This window comes from Corynebacterium sp. (assembly GCF_022712195.1).
In the GTDB taxonomy this organism is placed as follows: Bacteria; Actinomycetota; Actinomycetes; order Mycobacteriales; family Mycobacteriaceae; genus Corynebacterium.
The window spans coordinates 1-19,014 of the sequence record NZ_JALAGY010000098.1; the positions used below are offsets into that span (position 1 = coordinate 1).

A 19,014-nucleotide genomic window follows, 5' to 3' on the forward strand; every position below is an offset into this window, starting at 1 on the left:
CCGGAACCCACCCCGGAACCCACGCCAGGACCGACGGCCACCGCCACCACGGCCTTCGGTCTGCGCACCATGGACAACCGGGCGCGTGCCCTGGGTGGAGGCGTCGAGGCCGGGCCGGTCGGCGACTCCACCGACCGGTGGCAGGTCCGGGCCAGCATTCCGCTGCCCGCCACCTCGACGGAGGGGAACTGATGCCCAGTGCACCTGTCAGGGTCGTCGTCGCCGACGACCAGGCCGCGTTCCGGGCGGGGATCGTCACCCTGATCCGCACCGCCCCCGACATGAGCGTGGTCGGAGAGGCGGAGGACGGCCCGTCCGCCGTCGAGGTCGCCACCCGCACACGTCCGGACGTGGTCCTGACCGATGTCCGGATGCCAGGTGCCAGCGGCATCGAGATCACCCCCGCACTGTGCGCCACCGGGTGCAGGGTGCTGGTGATCTCCGCCTTCGGGCTCGACGGTGACGTCCTCGACGCCATCGGCGCAGGTGCGGACGGGTACCTGGTCAAGACCGAACGTCCGGCGAACATCCTCGCCGCGATCCGCTCCGTGGCACAGGGGGACGCGGCACTGTCCAACGAGACCACCACCGCCGTGCTCACCGCCCTGCGCAGACGTGCGGAGTCCGGCCCTGTCCCACCCGCTGTCAGGGCCGACGGTGACGTCCACCTCACCGGCAGGGAGGAAGAGGTCCTGGCGCTGGTGGCCGCCGGCCTGTCCAACCACCGGATCGCCGGTGACCTCCACATCAGCGAGACCACGGTGAAGACCCACCTGGGGAACCTCTACGCCAAGATCGGGGCGGTGTCGAGACTCCAGGCGGCACTGTGGCACAGGGAACACCGGGGCGCATGACGGGTACAGTGAACCCGGTGAGCGAATACGCAGACGTCAGTGCCGTCAGCCCCGACGGCGACCACAGCTGGACCGCCGACATCCACCCGGGGTGGACCATCCTGGGCAACCCCAACGGCGGCTACCTGCAGACCGTCATGGCGCGGGCCGCGGTGGCGGAAGCCGCAGGGCAGGAGCGGGGAGGGGAGCGCACCGCCCACCCGCATGTCGTCGCGGCCTCCACCCACTTCCTCCGCCCGCCCCGCCCCGGACGGGTGGAACTGACCTCCGAACTCCTGCGCAGCGGCCGGACGACCACCCAGGTCCGCGTCCGGATGAGCCAGGGCGGCCACATCACCGGGGAGTCGCTGTTCACCCTCGGGTCACCCGGCGCCGCCGCCGTCGACTGGTCCTCGCCGGACCTGCCCGCCCAGGGAGCGGACATCGAGGACTGCGTACGCTACCTCCCGCCCACCGAAGAGTTCCCCGTCGAGATCCTCCGGCACGTCGGCCTGTACCTGCACCCCGGCCAGACCGCCTTCACCACCGGCGACCCCCGGGGCCACGGGGAGGTTCGCGCCTGGGTCAGCCTGCCCGACGGGGAAGACTTCACCCCGGAGTCGCTGCTGCTGGCCGCGGACGTTCTTCCTCCCGCCACCTTCGACGTCACCCCGGGAGGATGGGTGCCCACCATCGAACTGTCGACGTACGTCCGGGCAGTCCCCGTCCCCGGGCCGGTGAACGTCCTGCTGTCCGCGAACCTGATCAAGGGTGAGCGGGTCGACGAATCGGCCACGGTGTGGGACTCCGCCGGGAACCTTGTCGCCCAGTCCCACCAGTTCGCCGGTATCAGACTGGGCTGACATGGACGACATCCCGGAGCACACCCCGAAGTACACACACGGACACGGGCCTGCGGTCCTCACCAACCACCTGACGCGCACGGCGGAAAACTCGGTGGCGTTCGCTCTCCCGTACGTCCACCGGGACTCCCGCGTCCTCGACGTCGGCTGCGGGCCAGGCTCGATCACCCTCGACCTGGCGGCCACCGTCGCCGGAGCCGGAGGGGCCGCCTCACAGGTCATCGGGGTGGAGAACACCCACGTCCCGGTCGCGGCGGCCCGTGAACTGGCACGCCGACGGGGAATCGGCGCGGTCTTCACGACAGGCGACGCCCGTGCACTGCCGTTCCCCGACGGCACCTTCGACCTTGTCCTCGCGCACCAGGTGCTGCAGCATCTCGCCGACCCCGTCGCCGCCCTGCGTGAGTTCGCCCGCGTCGCCGCGCCGGGCGGTGTCGTCGCCGTCCGCGACGCCGACTACGGCGGCATGTTCTTCCACCCGCAACCGGACGGCCTGCTGGAATGGCGCCGTGACTACCGGCGCCGGGCCCGCGCCAACGGTGGGGAGCCCGACGCCGGACGACACCTTCCGGAGTGGGCCCGTGCGGCCGGTTTCGGCCCCGGGCAACTCACCTACACAACCTCCACCTGGCAGTACAGTGCAGGTTCGGGGGCGTCCTGGCTGGCGGACAGCTGGATCCGCCGTACAGCGGAGTCCGCGACGGACGACGCCGACCGGATCTGCGACGGGTGGCGCGCCTGGGTCGACGACGACGCCGCGGTCTTCGTGATGCCGCACGGGGAGTTGTTGATCCGGGTGTGACCTGATGGAAGACTGGTCGCATGAGCAACCAGCAGCCCTACCGTCCGGATCCCCACCGTGGCTACGGTCAGCAGTACGAGCCGACTCGGCAGTATGCACCGCAGCAGCCGCAGCAGAACCAGGGGTACCAGCAGCAGCCCAGGCCGGCTCAGCAGCCTCAGCCGGAGAATCTGCTGGCTGGACGGTTCGACACCAGGAAGGTGATCATCAACCTGGTGATCCTCGGCGTTCTCTGCGCGGTCATCTCCTTCGCCCTCCTGCTTGTGGTCGACCTGATCGTGTCCGCGGTGACCGGGTGGGCGGCCCAGGGGCCGGGCGCGGCGGTCGTCTACGGTGCGATCGCCGGCATCGTCGGCGTGCTCGCCGGCCTGCTGTACATTCCGGTGGTCGGCACGGGCAACGAGAATCTCTTCGGCGCCGCGATCCTCGCCCTCGCCATCGCCGCGGGTGTGGTGTACGTCCTTCTCGGCGGACTGCTCGACGGTGACTGGAACACCCTGCTCACCCTCGGGGCGATCCTGTGCACCGCCGGCACCGCGTACGCGGCGCCGACGCGGATCGAATCGGCCCGGGTGAGGTAGGGGAGCGTCGTCATGTCGTCTGCACACCCGGCACCGGAGGTCGCCCGTGTGGTGTCGGTGTCGGCCACGGGACTGGGGTGGGACACGATCGTCGACCACTTCGAGGCGGCCGGTGGGGCAGAGGCATCCCACGCCGAGCTGGCGGCCGCGGTGCATCCGTTGATGGTCAAGGCCGGGGTGGAGAACCCCGGATGGTGGGGGCAGGGTGCCACGATCGCCTACGAGAAGCAGATCGGACGGCGGGTCACGGGGCAGTCGGGCAGAGGCGACTTCCAGGTGGCGGCGAGCCGAACCGTCCGGCGGGAAGGGGCCGGTGGGCGTGACCGCGCCGCACTCCGGGATGACGTCGGTGCGGCGGTCACCGCCGGTACGTCGGAGTCGGTGCGGGTGGCGGACATCCCGCGCGTCTCGGACACACCGAAACGCTCGTACTGGCGGTGCTCCCTGGAAGGCGGGCAGGCACTCCAGGTCGCCGTGGAAACGAAGGACCCCGCACGGCTCACCGTGACCCTCACCGTGACTGGGATGGGGACCGCGGAGGAACGGGAACCCGTGCGCGCGGCGTTGAAGGGGATACTCGGCGGACTGTGACGGCGGTGTACGATACACCGGTCACCGCAGGATGAAGAGAGGCAGACCTTTGACGGGCACCATGCTGGATATTCCCCTGATCGACGTCGCTGAATGGCGCACGGCTCCCGTGGCACGGCGCCGGGAACTTGCGGAACGTCTCGACCGTGCCATGAAGCACTCCGGCTTCTTCATGGTCAGCGGACACGGAATCCACGCCACCTGGTCCGCCGAACTGCGTGCCGCGGCGGCGGAGTTCTTCCACCTGCCGGACGCCACGAAGGAGAGGTACCGTACGGTCGTCGGAGGCCGCGGCTGGATCCGCACCGGGGACGAGGCCAACGCCTACTACGGGGAGACCGCCGACCCGGAGACCGCCGACCTGAAGGAGACCCTCACCTTCGGGAGGGACCACCTCACCGGGGACGAGGAGATCGACGCGGCCCACTTCCAGCCCAACGTGTTCCCGTCGGAGGTCCCGTCCCTCGAACCACTGGTCACGCGGTGGGCGCAGGCTGCACGGGAACTCTACCGGGACCTGCTGGAGATGCTCGCCACCGCACTGGGCCTGGACGAGCGGTTCTTCGTCGACCGTGCACAGGACTCGCCGCACACCTTCAACATCAACCGCTACCCGGCGCTGTCGGTCGTCGGCCGGGCCAGGCAGGGGCAGTACCGTATCGCACCGCACACCGACTGGGGGTTGGTGACGATCCTGGACCGCGAACCCGGATACGGCGGTCTGCAGGTCCAGACCGCGGACGGGGAGTGGCAGGACGCGCCCTACGTCGAGGGCGCCCTGACGATCAACATCGCGGACCTCCTGGCCCGGTGGACGGGGGACAGGTGGCGTTCCACCCGGCACCGAGTGCTGGCGCCCAGCGAGGACGCGCCGTCCGAGGAACTGTACAGCATCATCGCGTTCATGGAGCCGGACATGACCCAGGTCGTCGAACCTCTCGCACCGCCCGCCGGCGGCGGGGCGGACTATGCGCCGGTGAGGGCGGCGGACTACTTCAGCGAGCGCAACGCGGCCGCCACCGTGGGGTGAATGACCAGGTCAGGCGTCGTCGACAGAGTGCCCTGAAAACGCTTACATTCCCAGCGTGTCGAGGGCGGTGCGCAGTCGGTCGACCGTGCCGTCGACGTCGGCGAGCTTGTCGAGTCCGAACAGGCCCAGACGGAAGGTGGAGAAGCCCTCCGGCTCACCGCACTGCAGAGGCACACCGCCGGCGACCTGGACACCGGCCTGCTTGAACTTCGCGCCCGACTTCACCTCGGGGTCGTCGGTGTAGGCGACGACCACGCTCGGGGCGGCGAACTCGCCGGTGCAGATGGGGGAGATGCCGCGCTCCTCGAGCAGGGCCCGGACCTTAGTCCCGAGGTCGATCTGTGCGGCCCGCAGGTTCTCCAGGCCACGGTCCCGTGCCTCCGCCATGAGGGCGGCGTTGTGCGCCAGCCCGTCGGTCGGCAGGGTGGCGTGGTACGGGGTGCGGCCCTGTCCGTACTCGTCGGTGATGAAGAGCCACTTCTTCAGGTCCACCGCGAAGCTGGAGGAGGTTGACCTGTTCACCGCGTCGCGTCCTGCCGCGCTGAGCATGACGTAGCCGGCGCAGGGTGTTCCGCTCCATCCCTTCTGCGGGGCACTGACCAGTACGTCGACGCCGGTCTCGGTCATCGAGACCCAGGAGGCGCCGGAGGCGACGCAGTCGAGGACGACCAGGGCGCCGACCTCGTGGGCGGCCTCAGCCATGGCGGTGATGTAGCTGTCGGTGAGTTGGATGCCGGCGGCTGTCTCCACGTGCGGGGCGATGACCACCTCAGGCCGTTCCCGACGGATCGCCGCGGTCACGTCCTCGATCGGGGCGGGGACCCACGTGGAGGTCGGATCGTCGCCGGTCTGACGTGCCTTGAGTACGGTGACGTCGTCGGTGATCCGCCCGGCGTCGATGATCTGTGACCAGCGGAAGGAGAACAGCCCGTTCCGGACGATGAGCGTGCGCCTGTCGGTGACGAGTTGACGGGCGACGGCCTCCATGGCGTAGCTGCCGCCGCCCGGGACCACCGCGACGGTCTCGGCGTCGTAGGTGGTGGTGAGGATGTCACGGATATCCTGCATGACAGTGGTGAACCGGGCTGACATGTGGTTGAGGGACCGGTCGGTGAAGACGACGGAGTACTCGAGCAGACCGTCGGGGTCGATATCATTGTGTGGGAGGTTCATGCCTGTATTCTCCCACAGAGTGATCTCTGTCTCAGCACGAGGGGTGAATTTATGAAGCGGTGTCCGTGGCGACCACCGCATCGATCTGGACGGACGCGCCCAGGGGCAGGCCGGCCACCTGCAGTGTGGTGCGTGCGGGGTACGGTGCCCGGAACCTGCGGGCGTACTCGGTGTTGACGACGTCGAAGTCGTCGTAGGACGTCAGGTAGACGGTCGTCCTGATGATCCGCGACCGGTCGAGGCCGTTCTCGGTCAGGAGTACGCCGAGGTTCTCCAGCATCAGTGCGCACTGTTCACTGACACCGCCCGGGTGGAGGGCGCCGGTAGTCCGGTCCTGGCCGATGATGCCTGCCGTGTAGGCGATTCCGCCATGGACGGACAGGTGCGAGAAGGGTGCCTGCGACTGATGAAGTGACGGGCTGAAGTGGTGATCCATGGTGGTGACCCTAACAGTGGGCGCAGGGGACGTCACGACAGTGGCGAAGTGTCATAATGTATATTATCGGCGGAACAGGGCAGGTGGTTGACGTCGGCGGTCCGTGTCGCGCCGCCGTGTTGTCCGCGGGTGTCCGCGGTGTCCACAGATATCCGTAGATGTCTGTAGGTGTCCGCAGCCCCTGCGTTGCGTGCGCCGTGACCGTGTGGCCGTGCCGACCCTGGCTCTGGGGCGAACCGTTGCCGGACGGCCCGGGGCGTGCCTTCCGCAGTCGTTCGCCCGCTGTGCGTTGCCGGAGCGTCCGCCGTGTCGTGGCGCCTGGTCTCGGGCGAACCGGCGGCGCGGCTGCTCTCTGCCGCTCCGGCAAGCCCCGGATGGCCGTCCCTAATACGTCACTGTGACATAAAGGCGTGGACATTGCTCCCCTTGATCCAGGCGCATTCACAGCATGCTCGACAGAATCACCTGCGCGATGCTGAAGTAGATCACCAGACCCGTCGCGTCCACCAGGGTCGAGACGACCGGCGTCGAGAAGACCGCCGGATCGACACCGATCTTACGGGCGATCAGCGGCAGTACACCACCGACGATGCAGGCCCACGTGCAAATCCCCACGATGGTCAGCGCCATCACCGCGCCGATGCGCCATTCGTAGATCAGGGAGATGAACGGGAAGATCAGTGCTCCGAGGAACACGCCCAGCAGGAACCCCACGCGTATCTCACGCCAGATCACCCTCCAGATGTCACGTGGACGGACCTCGTCGACGGCGAGGGCCCGAACCACGGAGGACGCCGCCTGCGATCCGGCGTTGCCGCCGGTACCGGTAACCATCGGTACGAAGGTCGCCAGGACGACCACCTTCGCCAGGGTGTCCTCGAAGAAGGACATGACATTCACGGTGAGGACGGCGGTCACGATGAGCACCAGCAGCCACACGCCACGTTTCCGGGCCAGGTCGAAGACCGTCGCCGTCAGGTAGGGCTGCTTCAGCGGCTCGGAACCTCCGGCACGGTAGACGTCCTCGGTGACCTCCAGCTCGAGGATCTCCATGGCGTCGTCGACGGTGATCATGCCGAGGAAACGCCCTTCACCGTCCACGACGGGCAGCGCCAGGAGATCGGCTTCCTGCACGAGACGGGCCGCGACCTCCTGGTCCTCGGTGGCCTGGACGGCATGGGTCTCGACGTTCATCAGCTCGGACACGGGCGTGCCGTCGGCCGCTGTCACCAGGGACGCGAGATTCACCACGCCGACGAGCTGCCGCGTGGAGTCAGTGACGGCGAGTACCGCGATGTCCCGGTTCCTCAGTTCACGCCCCCGCAGCTTCTTCAACGCCTGTTCCCTGCTGTTGCCGACGTCGATCACGGTGGGCACCGGAGTCATGACGCGGCCCGCGGACTCGTCCGGGTAACCCAGGAGCTCTGCGGTGATCCTGCGGCGCTCCGCAGGGAGGTCGGTCATCATACGGGCGGCCACGGCGGCCGGCATCTCGCCGAGCAGCTGCGCCCTGTCGTCGTCCGGCAGATTGAGGAGCAGATCGGCGAAGCGGGCGTCCCTCAGTCCGGCCATCAGGTCGGCCTGGTGAACGACGTCCAGGTACTCGAAGACCTGGATCGCCCGGTCCTTGTCGAGGAGCCGGAAGATCACCGCCTGCTCGTCCGTGGTCCGCCGGGACATCTCGTCGGCGACGGCGACCGTGGTCATGTCCTTGAGGACCGCCTGCAGCGCAGCCACGTCCCGGCGCTCCAGAAGGTCGGTGATGTCGTGTCCCATGAAGCCTCCTGAAGGCCGTGAGTCTGCCGTTCTCTCCTGCTGTTACGTGCGGTACCGCTCGTCGCGGTACAGCTTGAGCAACTGCCAGACCGTCATGCCGAGGAAGGCGACGCAGACGACCGCGAAGATGTAGCCGACGGTCCCGCCGGTGACGACCATGAACACCGTCGCGGCAAGGAGAGCGACAAGCCGGATCCACCGGGTGAAGACCATGACGTCTCTGTCCATGGTGATGTCCTCTCAGGGGTCAGTTCTGCAGGCCGAAGACCAGCAGCAGGTCCACGGTTCCTTCTTCGGCGATCTGTGACGCGACGAATTCCGGGGAGACGATTCCGAAGGCCTCCCGCTCCACCGGGACCCGGCCGCTGACGATCACGTTCTCGCCTGTCCGGAGAACGGAGAGTTCGGTGGTGACGTCATTGGTCTGTCCGTGCATGGTGAGTTCGCCGTTCACGGTCACCGTGTCCACACTACCGTCGTCCGGGAGGGACGACAGGTCCACGGGGTCGGTGATGGTGAACGTCGCCTCCGGGTACCGGTCGGTGTGCAGGATGTTGTCCCGGACGTGGATGTCCCGCTTCTCGATGTCGGACTCGATGCTGGCGACGTCGACGGTCACCTTCCCCTCCCGCAGAACGCCGTCCGACACCACCAGCGAACCGTCGACGGACGACGTCCTGCCTGAGGTGGTCTTCTCCTGGCCCGGCAGGATCTCGTCGAAGGTGTACCCGGCCTCGGGGGAGTTCTGCCCCACGCCGCCGACGATGTCCCAGTGGCCGTCCACGCCTACCGTCGCCGGTTCGCCACTCCCGTCGGCGATGGATGCGGTCTGCAGCCCCTCACTGGTGAGCAACTTGTACACCGGGGGGCCGACGGTGGCGATGGCCAGAGCGACGACTGCGACGACAACCAGCGTGACGATACCTTTCCGCATGTCTGACCATGCTAGTCGCCCCGGTCCGTCATCCCTATTCGCTTCTCCCCCGGACCCCCTCCGCCGCCCTGGCGAGGTCGACGAGCTCCCGGCAGAGTTCCAGGACGCTGTCCGCCGGTTCGCCGTCATTGACGGCCTCGCGGATGTCCTCTGCGGCGCAGCGGACCTCGAAGAGCCGGTCGGTGAGTTCCTCCGCGGCGGCCCTGGGCAGGATCACGGAGTCCGCCGGGATCGTCGTGTCCTTGAGCGACTGCCGCTGTTCATAGGCACGTTGACGGCAGGACTGGCTGCAGTAGCGTCGACGACGCCCGGGCCCTTCCTGGGTGATCTCGCGGCTGCACCATTCGCAACGGTGGCGTGGCGGCCGCTGGGGATCGGTGGCGTGGTCGGTCATGTCGTCCATCATTGCACTTCTGGGGTAGAGTGGTGTGGTTGAGCACTGTGGTGTCGCCCGGGAATTATTCGGGCACCTCGTCCGTTGAACGGGAGGTAAGATCCACCACGTCCGCATGATGAGAAGGGTGATGCACTGATGGCAGATCGTGTACTGCGTGGCAGTCGAATGGGAGCGGTGTCCTACGAGACGGACCGTGACCACGACCTGGCCCCCCGTCAGATGACCAAATACCAGACCGAGTCCGGTGAGATCTTCGAGGTCGCGTTCGCCAACGACGCGGAGATCCCCAGCGAGTGGATGTGCAAGAACGGTCAGCTGGGTCAGCTCATCGAGGGTGTCGGCCAGGACGCGAAGCCGCAGAAGCCGGCACGTACCCACTGGGACATGCTCCGCGAACGCCGTTCCCTCGAGGAGCTCGACGTGCTTCTGGAGGAGCGCATCGAACTGCTGCGTAAGCGTCGTCGCACCGCGATGAAGCTGATGAAGGAGCAGGCCGCGAACTCCTGAGTTCGCTCCGGCATTGACCACGGTCACAGCCCTCCGGTCCTCCACCGGAGGGCTTTCTCTTGTCCGCACTTAAGTCGAACTCATGTTCGAAGCATGAGGTTTTATGCATATTCGTGTCCGTGACCTTCGGTAGCGTGTTCGACATGCAGGAGACTTCGTCGGTGCCCCGTCCCCCGTCCGTGGAGGTGAGATTCATCTCCGGTGTGTTCGTCCGGGGAGACGACCGGGAGCTGGGGGCGACTCCACGTCGCCGGTGGTCGATCGAGATATCGAGGAACCCCGCCGTCGCCTCAGTCAGGAGGGCGAACCGTTCCGTCGTCGAGGCCGCGGTGCGGTGCGTCCCGCGCGGGACGGCGGATGTGGTCGCCCACCATGCGCGTGTCCAGGCGATGTTGGCGGTGACCCGGTCACGGGCCGAGACGTACACGGACATCGGACTGCTCTGCGAACGCATGCCGCGGCTGAAGGCACGCCTGCTCACCGGCATACTCAGTGTCGACCACCTGCGTCTCATAGCCCGGAGCACCGACGGTATCCGGAACGAGGACACAGCCCGGGCGGAGGAAGCCCTGATCGGGATCCTGACACCGCGCCGCGACGGCCAGCAGGTCCCCGGGCCCAGGGCACTGGCCAGGAAAGTCCTCAAGGCGGTGCACGGCGTGGACGAGAGAGCCCGGCCCGTCGACCCCAGTGAACCGGCCCCGCCCGCCGCCTCCTGCGCCGACGCCATCGGCACCGTGGAACAGGGCCGGTCCCACGACGTCGACCCACCGGTGGGCATCGACCCGCGGGACGGAGGCACGCTGACCCGGCGGGTGGGCGTCGACAGCTACGACCCCTGCGCCACGGTGATCACCGTGACGCTGCCTCCCGAGGAAGCCGAGGAAGTGGTGGCGATCCTCGACGCGGTCTGCCGTGAACTGGCGTGCTCCCGCGCAGACGGTCTGCTGCACCTCGCCCGCGGCACCGTCGACACCCGGGTCACACTGAACCTCTACCGCGAGATCAACAGCGACGTCGCGGCGACCTCCGGCGGACACTGGCTCGACGCGGTGGCGACCGACGCCTTCATGGATCGTGTGACCCACCTCCGGATCCCCGGGCATGAGGCCACGGAGGCATACACCCCTACCAGCAACATGGTGGAGTTCCTGGAAGGGGTGTACACCAGCTGCACATTCCCCGGATGTGAGGTTCCCGCAGCGAAGTGCGACATCGACCATGTGCACCGATTCGACCACGACGACCCCGGTTCCGGTGGCCCGACGGACACCCGGAATCTCCACCCACTGTGCCGCACCCACCACCGGCTCAAGACGCTCGGCTGGGTCGACGCCACCAAGGGCGTCGACGGCGCGGTGATGTGGTCGAGTGTCGACGACGGGCACATCTACGTCACGGAACCGACCGGTCCCCTGGCGGGGTTCTCCAGGACGAGTTTCGCCGAGAGGGCGAGCAGACGGTTCCGGACCGTGCGCGAGCGCAACGACCGCAGGATGGCGGAACGGGCCGCCCGGCAGGCCGTTCTCGCGTCAGCCCGGCGGGCGAGCACGGAGAAGGTACCGTTCTAGCGCCCCAGCTTCTGCCGGACCGAATCCGCGCCAAGCCGCCAGAATGCCCCGACGAAGTCTCCGACCTGGGTGGCACGGTGACGGACGCCCCACGCCGTCACCACCATCAGGCTGTCCTTGATGAAGCTGCCCGCCAACTTCGATTCCCCGATCTCCCTCTCGGTGAAGGTGATCGGCACTTCGTCGACGGAGAAACCGCCCTCGACCGCGCGGAACGCGAGATCGACCTGGAAGATGTAACCGGCGTTCGACAACTCGTCGAGATCCAGGGACTCCACCAGCGACCGACGGTACGCACGGTACCCGGCGGTCATGTCGGAGAGGCCGGCGCCCAGGGCGACCGAGATGTAGATGTTCCCCGCCTTCGACAGGAACCACCGGTTCCACGGCCAGTTGACGACCTTGCCGCCGGGCACGTAACGCGACCCGATGACCAGGTCAGAACCAGCGTCGACCTGGTCGAGGAGGCGGTGGAGCTGCTCGGGGGCGTGGGACCCGTCAGCGTCCATCTCACACAGCACCTGGTAGTCCCGCTCCAGCCCCCACCGGAACCCCGCCACGTAGGCACCGCACAGCCCGCCCTTGCCCTCACGGTGCAGCACGTTGACGTGCGCGTCAGAGGAGGCCAGGTCGTCGGCGAGTTCCCCGGTGCCGTCCGGGCTGTTGTCGTCCACGATGAGGATGTCGACGCGGTCGGGTTCCGCCGCACGGAGGCGCCCCACGATGAGCGGGAGATTCTCCAGCTCCTCGTAGGTGGGGATGATGACCAGGGTGCGGTCACTGGGGTGTGTCGAATGTCCCGTAGCCAACCTCTGCCTACCTCTTCTTCTGACGGAAACCTGCATAGAACACGACGGCGGCGCCGACGACGGTGAGGATCCACTCGCCGACGGGGCCGACACGTGCTGACAACGTCTCAGTATCGCGCACCGGAACGTCCTCCTGCAAAAGACCCGCGCGGAAAATCTCTGTCCTGTCCGTCACACCGCCGTCCGGGGCGACGATCGCGGAGACCCCCGACGTCGCCGCGACGATCACGGAACGGTCGTATTCGATCGCCCGCATCCGGCTGATCGCCAGCTGCTGGAACGTCATGTCGGTGAAGCCGAAGGTCGCGTTGTTCGTCGGGCTGGCGAAGAGCGTGGCGCCCGCGCGTACGGCGTCCCGGAAGGCCCCGTCGAAACTGACCTCGTAGCAGGTGGCGACACCGACCGGAACACCGTCCATGTCGACCACGCCGTCACCGTCGCCCGCCTTGAAGTCCCCTGCCATGTCGACGTACGGGCTGACGTGACGCAGCAGGTCACGGTAGGGCATGTACTCGCCGAACGGCTGGAGGAACTTCTTCACGTGCTGGTCCCCCGGCCCCGACTCCGGGTCCCACACCACCGCGGTGTTCCGGGACCCGACCTCGTCCTCGGTGAGCGTGCCGACCAGCAACGGTGCCCCCACGGCCTCCGCGGCGGCACTGATCTGTTCGGCGGCGCTCTCCGAGGTGAATGGGTTGATGTCCGAGGCGTTCTCCGGCCAGATCACCACGTCCGGTCGAGGCCGCTCGCCCCGGTCGATCTCCTCGGCGAGCCGGAAGGTCTGCGCGAGGTGGTTGTTCAGGACCGCGGCGCGTTGGGAGTTGAAGTCCAGGCCGAGGCGCGGCACATTGCCCTGTACCGCCACGACGTTGAGCGTCTCGTCGACGTCGCCGCCCCACGACGTCGGGACAGCGCCGAGAACGAGGCCGCCGCCCACCGTCACCGCCACGGTGGACACGGCGGTGACGTACCGACGACGCACCAGCAGCGCCAGCGCCAGCCCGGTGAGCACCACCGCGAAGGTGACCAGAGCGGGGCCCGCCACCGCGGTCCACTCGGCCAGCGGGCCGGCGACCTGCCCCCACGCGACCCTCGCCCAGCCGAACCCGCCGAACGGCCACGAGGACCGCAGCCACTCGGTGGCGACGAACCAGGCCGGAACCGCCACGAGCAGAAGGACGGTGCCGCCGGAACCCCGCCGTGACCGGACGGCCACGCACAGCAGACCCAGGCCCAGGCCGAAGAGCAGGCTGTAGAGGGACTCCAGGAGGGCCAGGCCGATCCAGGCGATCGCCCCGACGTACTCCCCCACCCACGGCAGCAGGAAGAGATAGCACACCAGGCCCTGAACCCAGCTGAGCCACATCACCCACCGGCGGACGTGACGGGCACCGGTGGCGTCCCCGGGGGCCTCCGACACCACCCGGCCGACCACGACGAAGAAGAGCGCGAACCCCAGCGGGGCAGCCCACCACAGACCGGTGGGCTGGTAGGAGGCGAACTGGGCCACCCCCGCGGCCGCGGCGGCGACCGTCAGCAGGAGGAAACGGATCACGCCCTGCCGTCCCTGTCCGACTCCCCGTCCCTGTCGTCGAACTCGTCGGCGCGATGGTCGATGACCTCGCCCCACCCGTCGACGTTCCGTGTCTGCGGCATGCTGACTCCCGAGACCGTGGTGAACGACGCGCCGCCGAAGCTGGTGAGCTTCCGACGCAGCGCCCCACCGAGGCCTCTCCGGACCAGGGAGCGTGTCGGCGGTAGAAGCAGCACGATGCCGAGGACGGCGGTCAGCAGTCCCGGCAGTGCGACGAGGACCGCGCCGACGGCGCTCAGCGCCGCATCGGCGGTGAGTCGGCCGGGGTTGGACCGGTCGTTCATCGAACGGCGGACCAGCTCACGGAACTGCCACCCGGCCAGCACCATCCCGCCGACGAACGTCCCCACCACGAGCAGGACAGTCCACCCGAAGCCGATCCACCGTCCCATCAGGAAGAACACGAGGAACTCGACGAGGATGTAGAGCAGAGGCAGCAGTCGGGGCATACTCCCCACCCTACCGTGGAGCCCGGCGCCACAGGGCGCGCGGGACCAGGGGCATGATCCGGGCGAGGACGGCGAGTCTGCGGGGGACCCAGACGTCCGTCCGCTGCGACGCCAGAGCCTGCACCGTGGCGTCGGCGACGACGTCCGGGGTCACCGACATCGGTGCCGGGTCCATACCCTCGGTCATGCGTCCGATGACGAAACCGGGGCGCACCACGGTCAGCCGTACGCCGGTGCCACGCAGGGCGTCCTGCATGCCCTGGCAGAACCCGTCGAGTCCCGCCTTCGCTGAGCCGTATACGTAGTTCGGCCGACGGACCCGTGCGCCGGCGATGGACGAGAAAGCGACCAGCTCGCCGTGTCCGCGGGCCACCATGCGTGTGGAGAGTTCGGTGAGTAGGACGGCCTGGGCTGTGAAGTCGGTGTGAAGGACGCGCTCCACCTCCGCACCGTCGCGCTCGGCACGTTCCTGGTCACCGAGGACACCGAAGGCGGCGATCGCGGTGTCGAGGGCCCCGGAACCCTCGACGGCGTCGATGACCGCCGACTGTGCGGTGCAGTCGGCGGCGTCGAAGAAGACAGTCTCCACGGAGACCGCACCCGCCTCCCGGCACGCCGTGACCAGGCTGTCGAGGGCGTCGGGACGTCGGGCCGCGAGAACCAGGTGGTTGCCGGGGGCGAGACGCAGGACGATCTCCGCACCGATCTCACTGGTCGCGCCGAACAGGGCGATCCGCTTCGGGGAGGCAGGGGCGCTCATGCCGGCACCTCCACGGCGACGAGGTCGTGGGTGGTGGTGTTCAACGGCTCGCAGCCCTCGGCCGTGAGGACCACGATGTCCTCGATCCGGGCACCCCACCGGCCCGGAACGTAGATCCCGGGCTCGACGGAGAAGGCCATCCCCTCGGTGAGCACCGTATCGTCACCTGCGATGATGAACGGTTCCTCGTGTCCGGACACGCCGATACCGTGACCGGTCCGGTGAGTGAAGTACTCCCCGTACCCGGCGGCGGTGATGATCTCCCGAACCACCCCGTCAAGCTCACCGGCGGTGACGCCCGGCCGGGCGGCGGAGCGTCCTGCGGCCTGCGCCCGCCGCAAAATGTCGTAGGCCTCCCGCTGTTCCGCGGACGGGGCGCCGATCACGTAGGTGCGGGTGCAGTCCGAGTGATAGCCGGAGTCGAGGGTGCCGCCGATGTCGACGACCACCATGTCCCCGTCGACGAGGACGCGGTCGGAGTAGCTGTGGTGCGGGTCGGCGCCGTGGGGACCGGACCCGACGATGACGAAGTCCACCACGTCGTGCTCCGCGAGGATCATGGTGCGCAGGTCCGCGGCGACCTCGCGTTCGGTACGTCCGGGCTGCAGCAGGCCGGGGACCCGGTTGTGCACGGCGTCGATGGCGTGGCCCGCCCGGGTGAGTTCGGCGATCTCGACGGCGTCCTTGACCATGAACACCTCCCTCAAAACGCTGGTGGCGTTACGGGCGCGCACTCCCCTGTCCTGGAGGGCGAGAAGGTGGCCGGCGGTCATTGTCGCGGAGACCGCCACTGTCGCACCGGCCGGAAGGCACAGGAGCGACAGCGGATCCTCACCGTCGTTCCACGGCACGACCTCCACCCCGGCCTCCCCCGCCACACCGTCGCGAAGCGCGGCGGCGTCCACCCCCGGCACCACGATCCGCCGTGAGCCGGGGGCTACCACCAGCGCGGCGAAACGCTCGTGGGTCTCGAGGTCACTGTCGAGGAGGAACCGCAGGTCCGGCCCCGGGGTCAGCACAGCCGCGGCGAGACCCTGCTCTTCGAGACGGCTGGCGACGGCGTCGAGGCGGCCGGTGTAGGTGGAGGTGGGAAAGCTCATGGGAAGCCAGTCTAGGCCAGAACCGGCCACCTAAGCGCCGAGCTCCACCACTCCGCGACGGATCGCCGGGACGGCCTTACGGGCCGAGGCCTTCACCGACGGTGAGTACCCCGTGTGCCGGATCTGCTCGAGGAGGTCGACGACACGATTACACCAGCGCACGAAGTCACCGGCGCTGAGCGTGGCTCCGGACGCCTCGGCGGCCCGCAGACAGTAGTCCAGGGGCGCCCCGGCCGCCCACTGGTGCACGGCCGTCGCGAAGCCCGTGTCCGGGTCACGGGTCAGCGGAAGCCGGTGGCGTGCCTCGTCGGAGACAAGTTCCCCGTGGATGCGGAAGACCGCGGAAACCGCGTCAGCGAGGGCCTGGGTGGGTACACCTTCCTGATGGCGCCCCTCGCTCTCCCGCCGGTTCTCGAAGACACACGTCGACACCACCGCGGCGAGTTCCGCGGGATCGAGGTCGTCCCACACACCGCGGCGCAGGCACTGGGCGACGAGCAGGTCGGCCTCGTGGTGGACCTGCGCCAGCCGCCGTCCCTCCGAGGTGACGCGGGTGCTTGTCCGTTCACCGGAAGGGGCGCCGTCGTCCTGCTCGACGTAGTCGAGTTCGGCGAGCAGATCCAGGATCCGGTCAAAGGTCCGGGACAGCGACTCTGTCTCCGGGGCTGCCACCTCCAGTTCGCGGTCCAGGGTGCGTCGGGCGGCGACCACGCGTTCCGCGGGGCGGACGATGTCCTCACGCTCGGCCAGCAGGTGCACCGGGTGTACGTGTACCTTGCCGCGGAGTTCCGCGGCCCTGCGGGAACCGCTCTTCGCCCGGGGCTTGAGGACACGGGGCCGGTCGACCTTCTGACGCCGTAGGGTGGAGGCCACTGCGCGTGCGTGACGCTTCGGGCTGCGCTGCACCCCCTTGTGCAGCGGCATGTGCCCCAGCGGCACCGGGACGTTCCCGAAGGTCTCGGCGCTCACCGGGCCACACCAGCCGTCCTCGGTGATGATCCACGGGCGCGGCCGACGGTGGTCGGAGTCGCTCCGGGCGACTGTGGCCAGCTGCGGGTGCCGGCCGGTCGGTAGGGCGACGATGTCGCCTACGGAGAGGCTCGACAGCAGCTTCGCGGTCTCCGCCTGACGGTCGGCGGCAGAGTCCTTCTTCGCCCGCCGCTCCTCCAGCGACAGGTCGCGTCGGAGCGCGGCGTACTCCACGGCGTCGTCGGCGGTGACCCGGGCACCCCGCAGAGATGACAGTGCGGTCGACAGCTCGCGCTCCAGCCGGGCCAGTTCGCGACGACGGCGGCTGGCACGTTCGGCCTGCTCCACCACGGTGGAGGCAGCCTGGTACTGGGCGAATGAGCGGTCAAGGAGCCGGTGGGACTCGGTGTAGCCCTTCGTGGAGATCAGGTTTACCGCCATGTTGTAACCGGGACGGAAGGTGGAGTCCAGGGGGTAGGTACGGGTCTGGGCGAGGTTCGCCACGGCATGGGGGTCGATGCCTCTCGACCACAGCACCAGGGCGTGCCCCTCGGTGTCGATGCCCCGGCGGCCGGCGCGCCCCGTGAGCTGGGTGTACTGACCCGGGGTGAGGTCGACGTGGGCCTCGCCGTTGAACTTGACGAGCTTCTCGAGCACCACCGTCCTGGCGGGCATGTTGATGCCCAGGGCGAGGGTCTCGGTCGCGAAGCAGACCTTGAGCAGCCCGCGGGAGAACAGCTGCTCGACGATGTGCCGGAAGGCCGGCAGCATGCCGGCGTGGTGCGCGCCGTAACCGTTGCCGAGGGCCCGTCGCCACTGCCGGAACCCGAGGACCCCGAGATCCTCGGTCGCGATGCCCTCGACCCCCTTGTCGACGGTCGTGAGGATGTCGTCGCGTTCAGCGTCGGTGGTGAGCCTCACCCGGTCGATGAGGAGCTGACGGACCGCGCCGTCGCAACCGGCGCGGGAGAAGATGAAGTAGATCGCCGGGAGCATCGAGGCACCACGCATCTGGGTGACGACGTCGGTGCGTTTCGGACCCTGCCGTCGTCCGGACTCCTCCGCCCGGGCGGCCGCGGCGACGACGGCGCGGTTGACGTCGGCGTCCCCGGTCCGACCGCCTTCCGCGTAGAGTGGCATGATCTGAGAGCCGACCATCATCGACTGGTGGAGTGGGACGGGACGGTGGGTGGTGACGACCAGGTCGGTGCGGCCGCGCACGGTGGAGAGCCAGGCGCCGAACTCCTCGGCGTTGCTCACCGTCGCGGACAGACTGACCAGGATCACCGACGGGTCTAGGTTGAGGATCGTCTCCTCCCACACAGGCCCGCGGGACGGGTCGGCGAGGAAGTGGACCTCGTCCATGACCACGTGGGTCAGGGTGTCGAGCCGTTCCGAACCGGCGTAGATCATGTTGCGCAGGACCTCGGTGGTCATCACGACCACCGGGGCGTCGCCGTTGACGCTGACGTCGCCGGTGAGCAGCCCGACACGGTCCTCGCCGTAACGGGCGACGAGGTCGTGGTACTTCTGATTGCTCAGGGCCTTGATCGGGGTGGTGTAGAAACAGGTGCCGTCGCGCCGGAAGGCCTCGTGGACGGCGAACTCCCCCACCACCGTCTTGCCGGCGCCGGTGGGGGCACAGACGAGTACGCCGCGCCCCTCGGCGACGGAGGTGGCGGCGGTGAGCTGGAACTCGTCCAGGGGGAAAGGGTATGCGGCCGCGAAGGCCGCGACCGGTGCCGGGAGCGTGCCCGGGTCAGAGGAGGTCATCGAGATTGCTGTCGTCCATCCTTGTCGGGGTCGACGGTGACGTCGGGGGCTGTACGGGAGGCGCCG

20 protein-coding genes and 1 pseudogene are annotated in these 19,014 nt (G+C 68.6%); 9 read left to right on the plus strand and 12 right to left on the minus strand.

Annotation, left to right across the window (positions count from 1 at the left end; genetic code table 11):
• The 7 genes and pseudogenes from Q0A34_RS13525 to Q0A34_RS13555 form a co-directional block, all read left to right on the plus strand.
• Positions 1-192 (plus strand): annotated as a pseudogene (locus Q0A34_RS13525) (hypothetical protein); the annotation flags it as partial.
• On the plus strand, positions 192-854 hold the full coding sequence (locus Q0A34_RS13530; protein WP_291480520.1) for a response regulator transcription factor: 663 nt from the start codon (positions 192-194) through the stop codon (positions 852-854). The pseudogene Q0A34_RS13525 and the gene Q0A34_RS13530, both read left to right, overlap by 1 nt.
• A 17-nt stretch (positions 855-871) precedes the next feature.
• Positions 872-1,696 (plus strand): thioesterase family protein, encoded by an 825-nt coding sequence (locus Q0A34_RS13535; protein WP_291480521.1) that lies wholly within the window; start codon positions 872-874, stop codon positions 1,694-1,696.
• Position 1,697: 1 nt separating this feature from the next.
• On the plus strand, positions 1,698-2,498 hold the full coding sequence (locus Q0A34_RS13540; protein ID WP_291480522.1) for a class I SAM-dependent methyltransferase: 801 nt from the start codon (positions 1,698-1,700) through the stop codon (positions 2,496-2,498).
• A 20-nt stretch (positions 2,499-2,518) separates the two neighbouring features.
• Positions 2,519-3,079 (plus strand): hypothetical protein, encoded by a 561-nt coding sequence (locus Q0A34_RS13545; RefSeq protein ID WP_291480523.1) that lies wholly within the window; start codon positions 2,519-2,521, stop codon positions 3,077-3,079.
• 12 nt (positions 3,080-3,091) lie between these two features.
• Entirely contained in the window at positions 3,092-3,670 is a 579-nt protein-coding gene (locus Q0A34_RS13550; protein ID WP_291480524.1) for a hypothetical protein, read from the plus strand.
• Positions 3,671-3,731: 61 nt separating this feature from the next.
• Entirely contained in the window at positions 3,732-4,700 is a 969-nt protein-coding gene (locus tag Q0A34_RS13555) for a 2-oxoglutarate and iron-dependent oxygenase domain-containing protein (RefSeq protein ID WP_291480525.1), read from the plus strand.
• A gap of 42 nt (positions 4,701-4,742) precedes the next feature.
• Here Q0A34_RS13555 and Q0A34_RS13560 read toward each other — a convergent pair whose 3' ends face one another.
• From Q0A34_RS13560 to Q0A34_RS13585, 6 genes are all read right to left on the minus strand, one after another.
• Positions 4,743-5,873 carry an aminotransferase class V-fold PLP-dependent enzyme gene (locus tag Q0A34_RS13560; RefSeq protein ID WP_291480526.1) on the minus strand — a complete coding sequence of 377 codons (1,131 nt, stop codon included), beginning with the start codon at positions 5,871-5,873 and terminating at the stop codon, positions 4,743-4,745.
• 49 nt (positions 5,874-5,922) lie between these two features.
• Positions 5,923-6,309 (minus strand): RidA family protein, encoded by a 387-nt coding sequence (locus Q0A34_RS13565; protein ID WP_291480527.1) that lies wholly within the window; start codon positions 6,307-6,309, stop codon positions 5,923-5,925.
• A gap of 441 nt (positions 6,310-6,750) precedes the next feature.
• Complete coding sequence (gene mgtE / locus Q0A34_RS13570; protein WP_291480528.1) at positions 6,751-8,085, minus strand: magnesium transporter; 1,335 nt, start codon at positions 8,083-8,085, stop codon at positions 6,751-6,753.
• Positions 8,086-8,127: 42 nt separating this feature from the next.
• Entirely contained in the window at positions 8,128-8,313 is a 186-nt protein-coding gene (locus tag Q0A34_RS13575) for a hypothetical protein (RefSeq protein ID WP_291480529.1), read from the minus strand.
• 19 nt (positions 8,314-8,332) lie between these two features.
• Positions 8,333-9,019, minus strand: a complete 687-nt coding sequence (locus Q0A34_RS13580) for a YceI family protein (protein WP_291480530.1) — start codon at positions 9,017-9,019, stop codon at positions 8,333-8,335.
• A gap of 34 nt (positions 9,020-9,053) precedes the next feature.
• The gene (locus Q0A34_RS13585; protein ID WP_291480531.1) at positions 9,054-9,422 is read right to left on the minus strand and encodes a hypothetical protein; all 369 of its coding nucleotides are present in this window, start codon (positions 9,420-9,422) and stop codon (positions 9,054-9,056) included.
• 129 nt (positions 9,423-9,551) lie between these two features.
• Between Q0A34_RS13585 and Q0A34_RS13590 the strand changes: the two genes are divergently transcribed.
• Both Q0A34_RS13590 and Q0A34_RS13595 read left to right on the plus strand, forming a co-directional pair.
• Entirely contained in the window at positions 9,552-9,923 is a 372-nt protein-coding gene (locus tag Q0A34_RS13590; RefSeq protein ID WP_038548667.1) for an RNA polymerase-binding protein RbpA, read from the plus strand.
• A gap of 143 nt (positions 9,924-10,066) precedes the next feature.
• On the plus strand, positions 10,067-11,494 hold the full coding sequence (locus Q0A34_RS13595) for an HNH endonuclease signature motif containing protein (protein WP_291480532.1): 1,428 nt from the start codon (positions 10,067-10,069) through the stop codon (positions 11,492-11,494).
• Here Q0A34_RS13595 and Q0A34_RS13600 read toward each other — a convergent pair.
• The 6 genes from Q0A34_RS13600 to Q0A34_RS13625 are packed head-to-tail and all read right to left on the minus strand — an operon-like array spanning position 11,491 to position 18,948.
• On the minus strand, positions 11,491-12,303 hold the full coding sequence (locus Q0A34_RS13600; protein WP_291480533.1) for a polyprenol monophosphomannose synthase: 813 nt from the start codon (positions 12,301-12,303) through the stop codon (positions 11,491-11,493). The genes Q0A34_RS13595 and Q0A34_RS13600 overlap by 4 nt on opposite strands.
• 7 nt (positions 12,304-12,310) lie before the next feature.
• Positions 12,311-13,858 carry an apolipoprotein N-acyltransferase gene (gene lnt / locus Q0A34_RS13605; protein ID WP_291480534.1) on the minus strand — a complete coding sequence of 516 codons (1,548 nt, stop codon included), beginning with the start codon at positions 13,856-13,858 and terminating at the stop codon, positions 12,311-12,313.
• Positions 13,855-14,346, minus strand: coding sequence for an FxsA family protein (locus Q0A34_RS13610; RefSeq protein WP_291480535.1), 492 nt, complete (start codon positions 14,344-14,346; stop codon positions 13,855-13,857). Before Q0A34_RS13610 ends, lnt begins: the two co-directional genes overlap by 4 nt.
• A 10-nt stretch (positions 14,347-14,356) precedes the next feature.
• On the minus strand, positions 14,357-15,106 hold the full coding sequence (locus Q0A34_RS13615) for an SDR family NAD(P)-dependent oxidoreductase (protein ID WP_291480536.1): 750 nt from the start codon (positions 15,104-15,106) through the stop codon (positions 14,357-14,359).
• Positions 15,103-16,206 (minus strand): Xaa-Pro peptidase family protein, encoded by a 1,104-nt coding sequence (locus tag Q0A34_RS13620; protein ID WP_291480537.1) that lies wholly within the window; start codon positions 16,204-16,206, stop codon positions 15,103-15,105. Before Q0A34_RS13620 ends, Q0A34_RS13615 begins: the two co-directional genes overlap by 4 nt.
• A 30-nt stretch (positions 16,207-16,236) precedes the next feature.
• Positions 16,237-18,948 (minus strand): DEAD/DEAH box helicase, encoded by a 2,712-nt coding sequence (locus Q0A34_RS13625; protein WP_291480538.1) that lies wholly within the window; start codon positions 18,946-18,948, stop codon positions 16,237-16,239.
• Positions 18,949-19,014 lie beyond the last annotated feature (66 nt).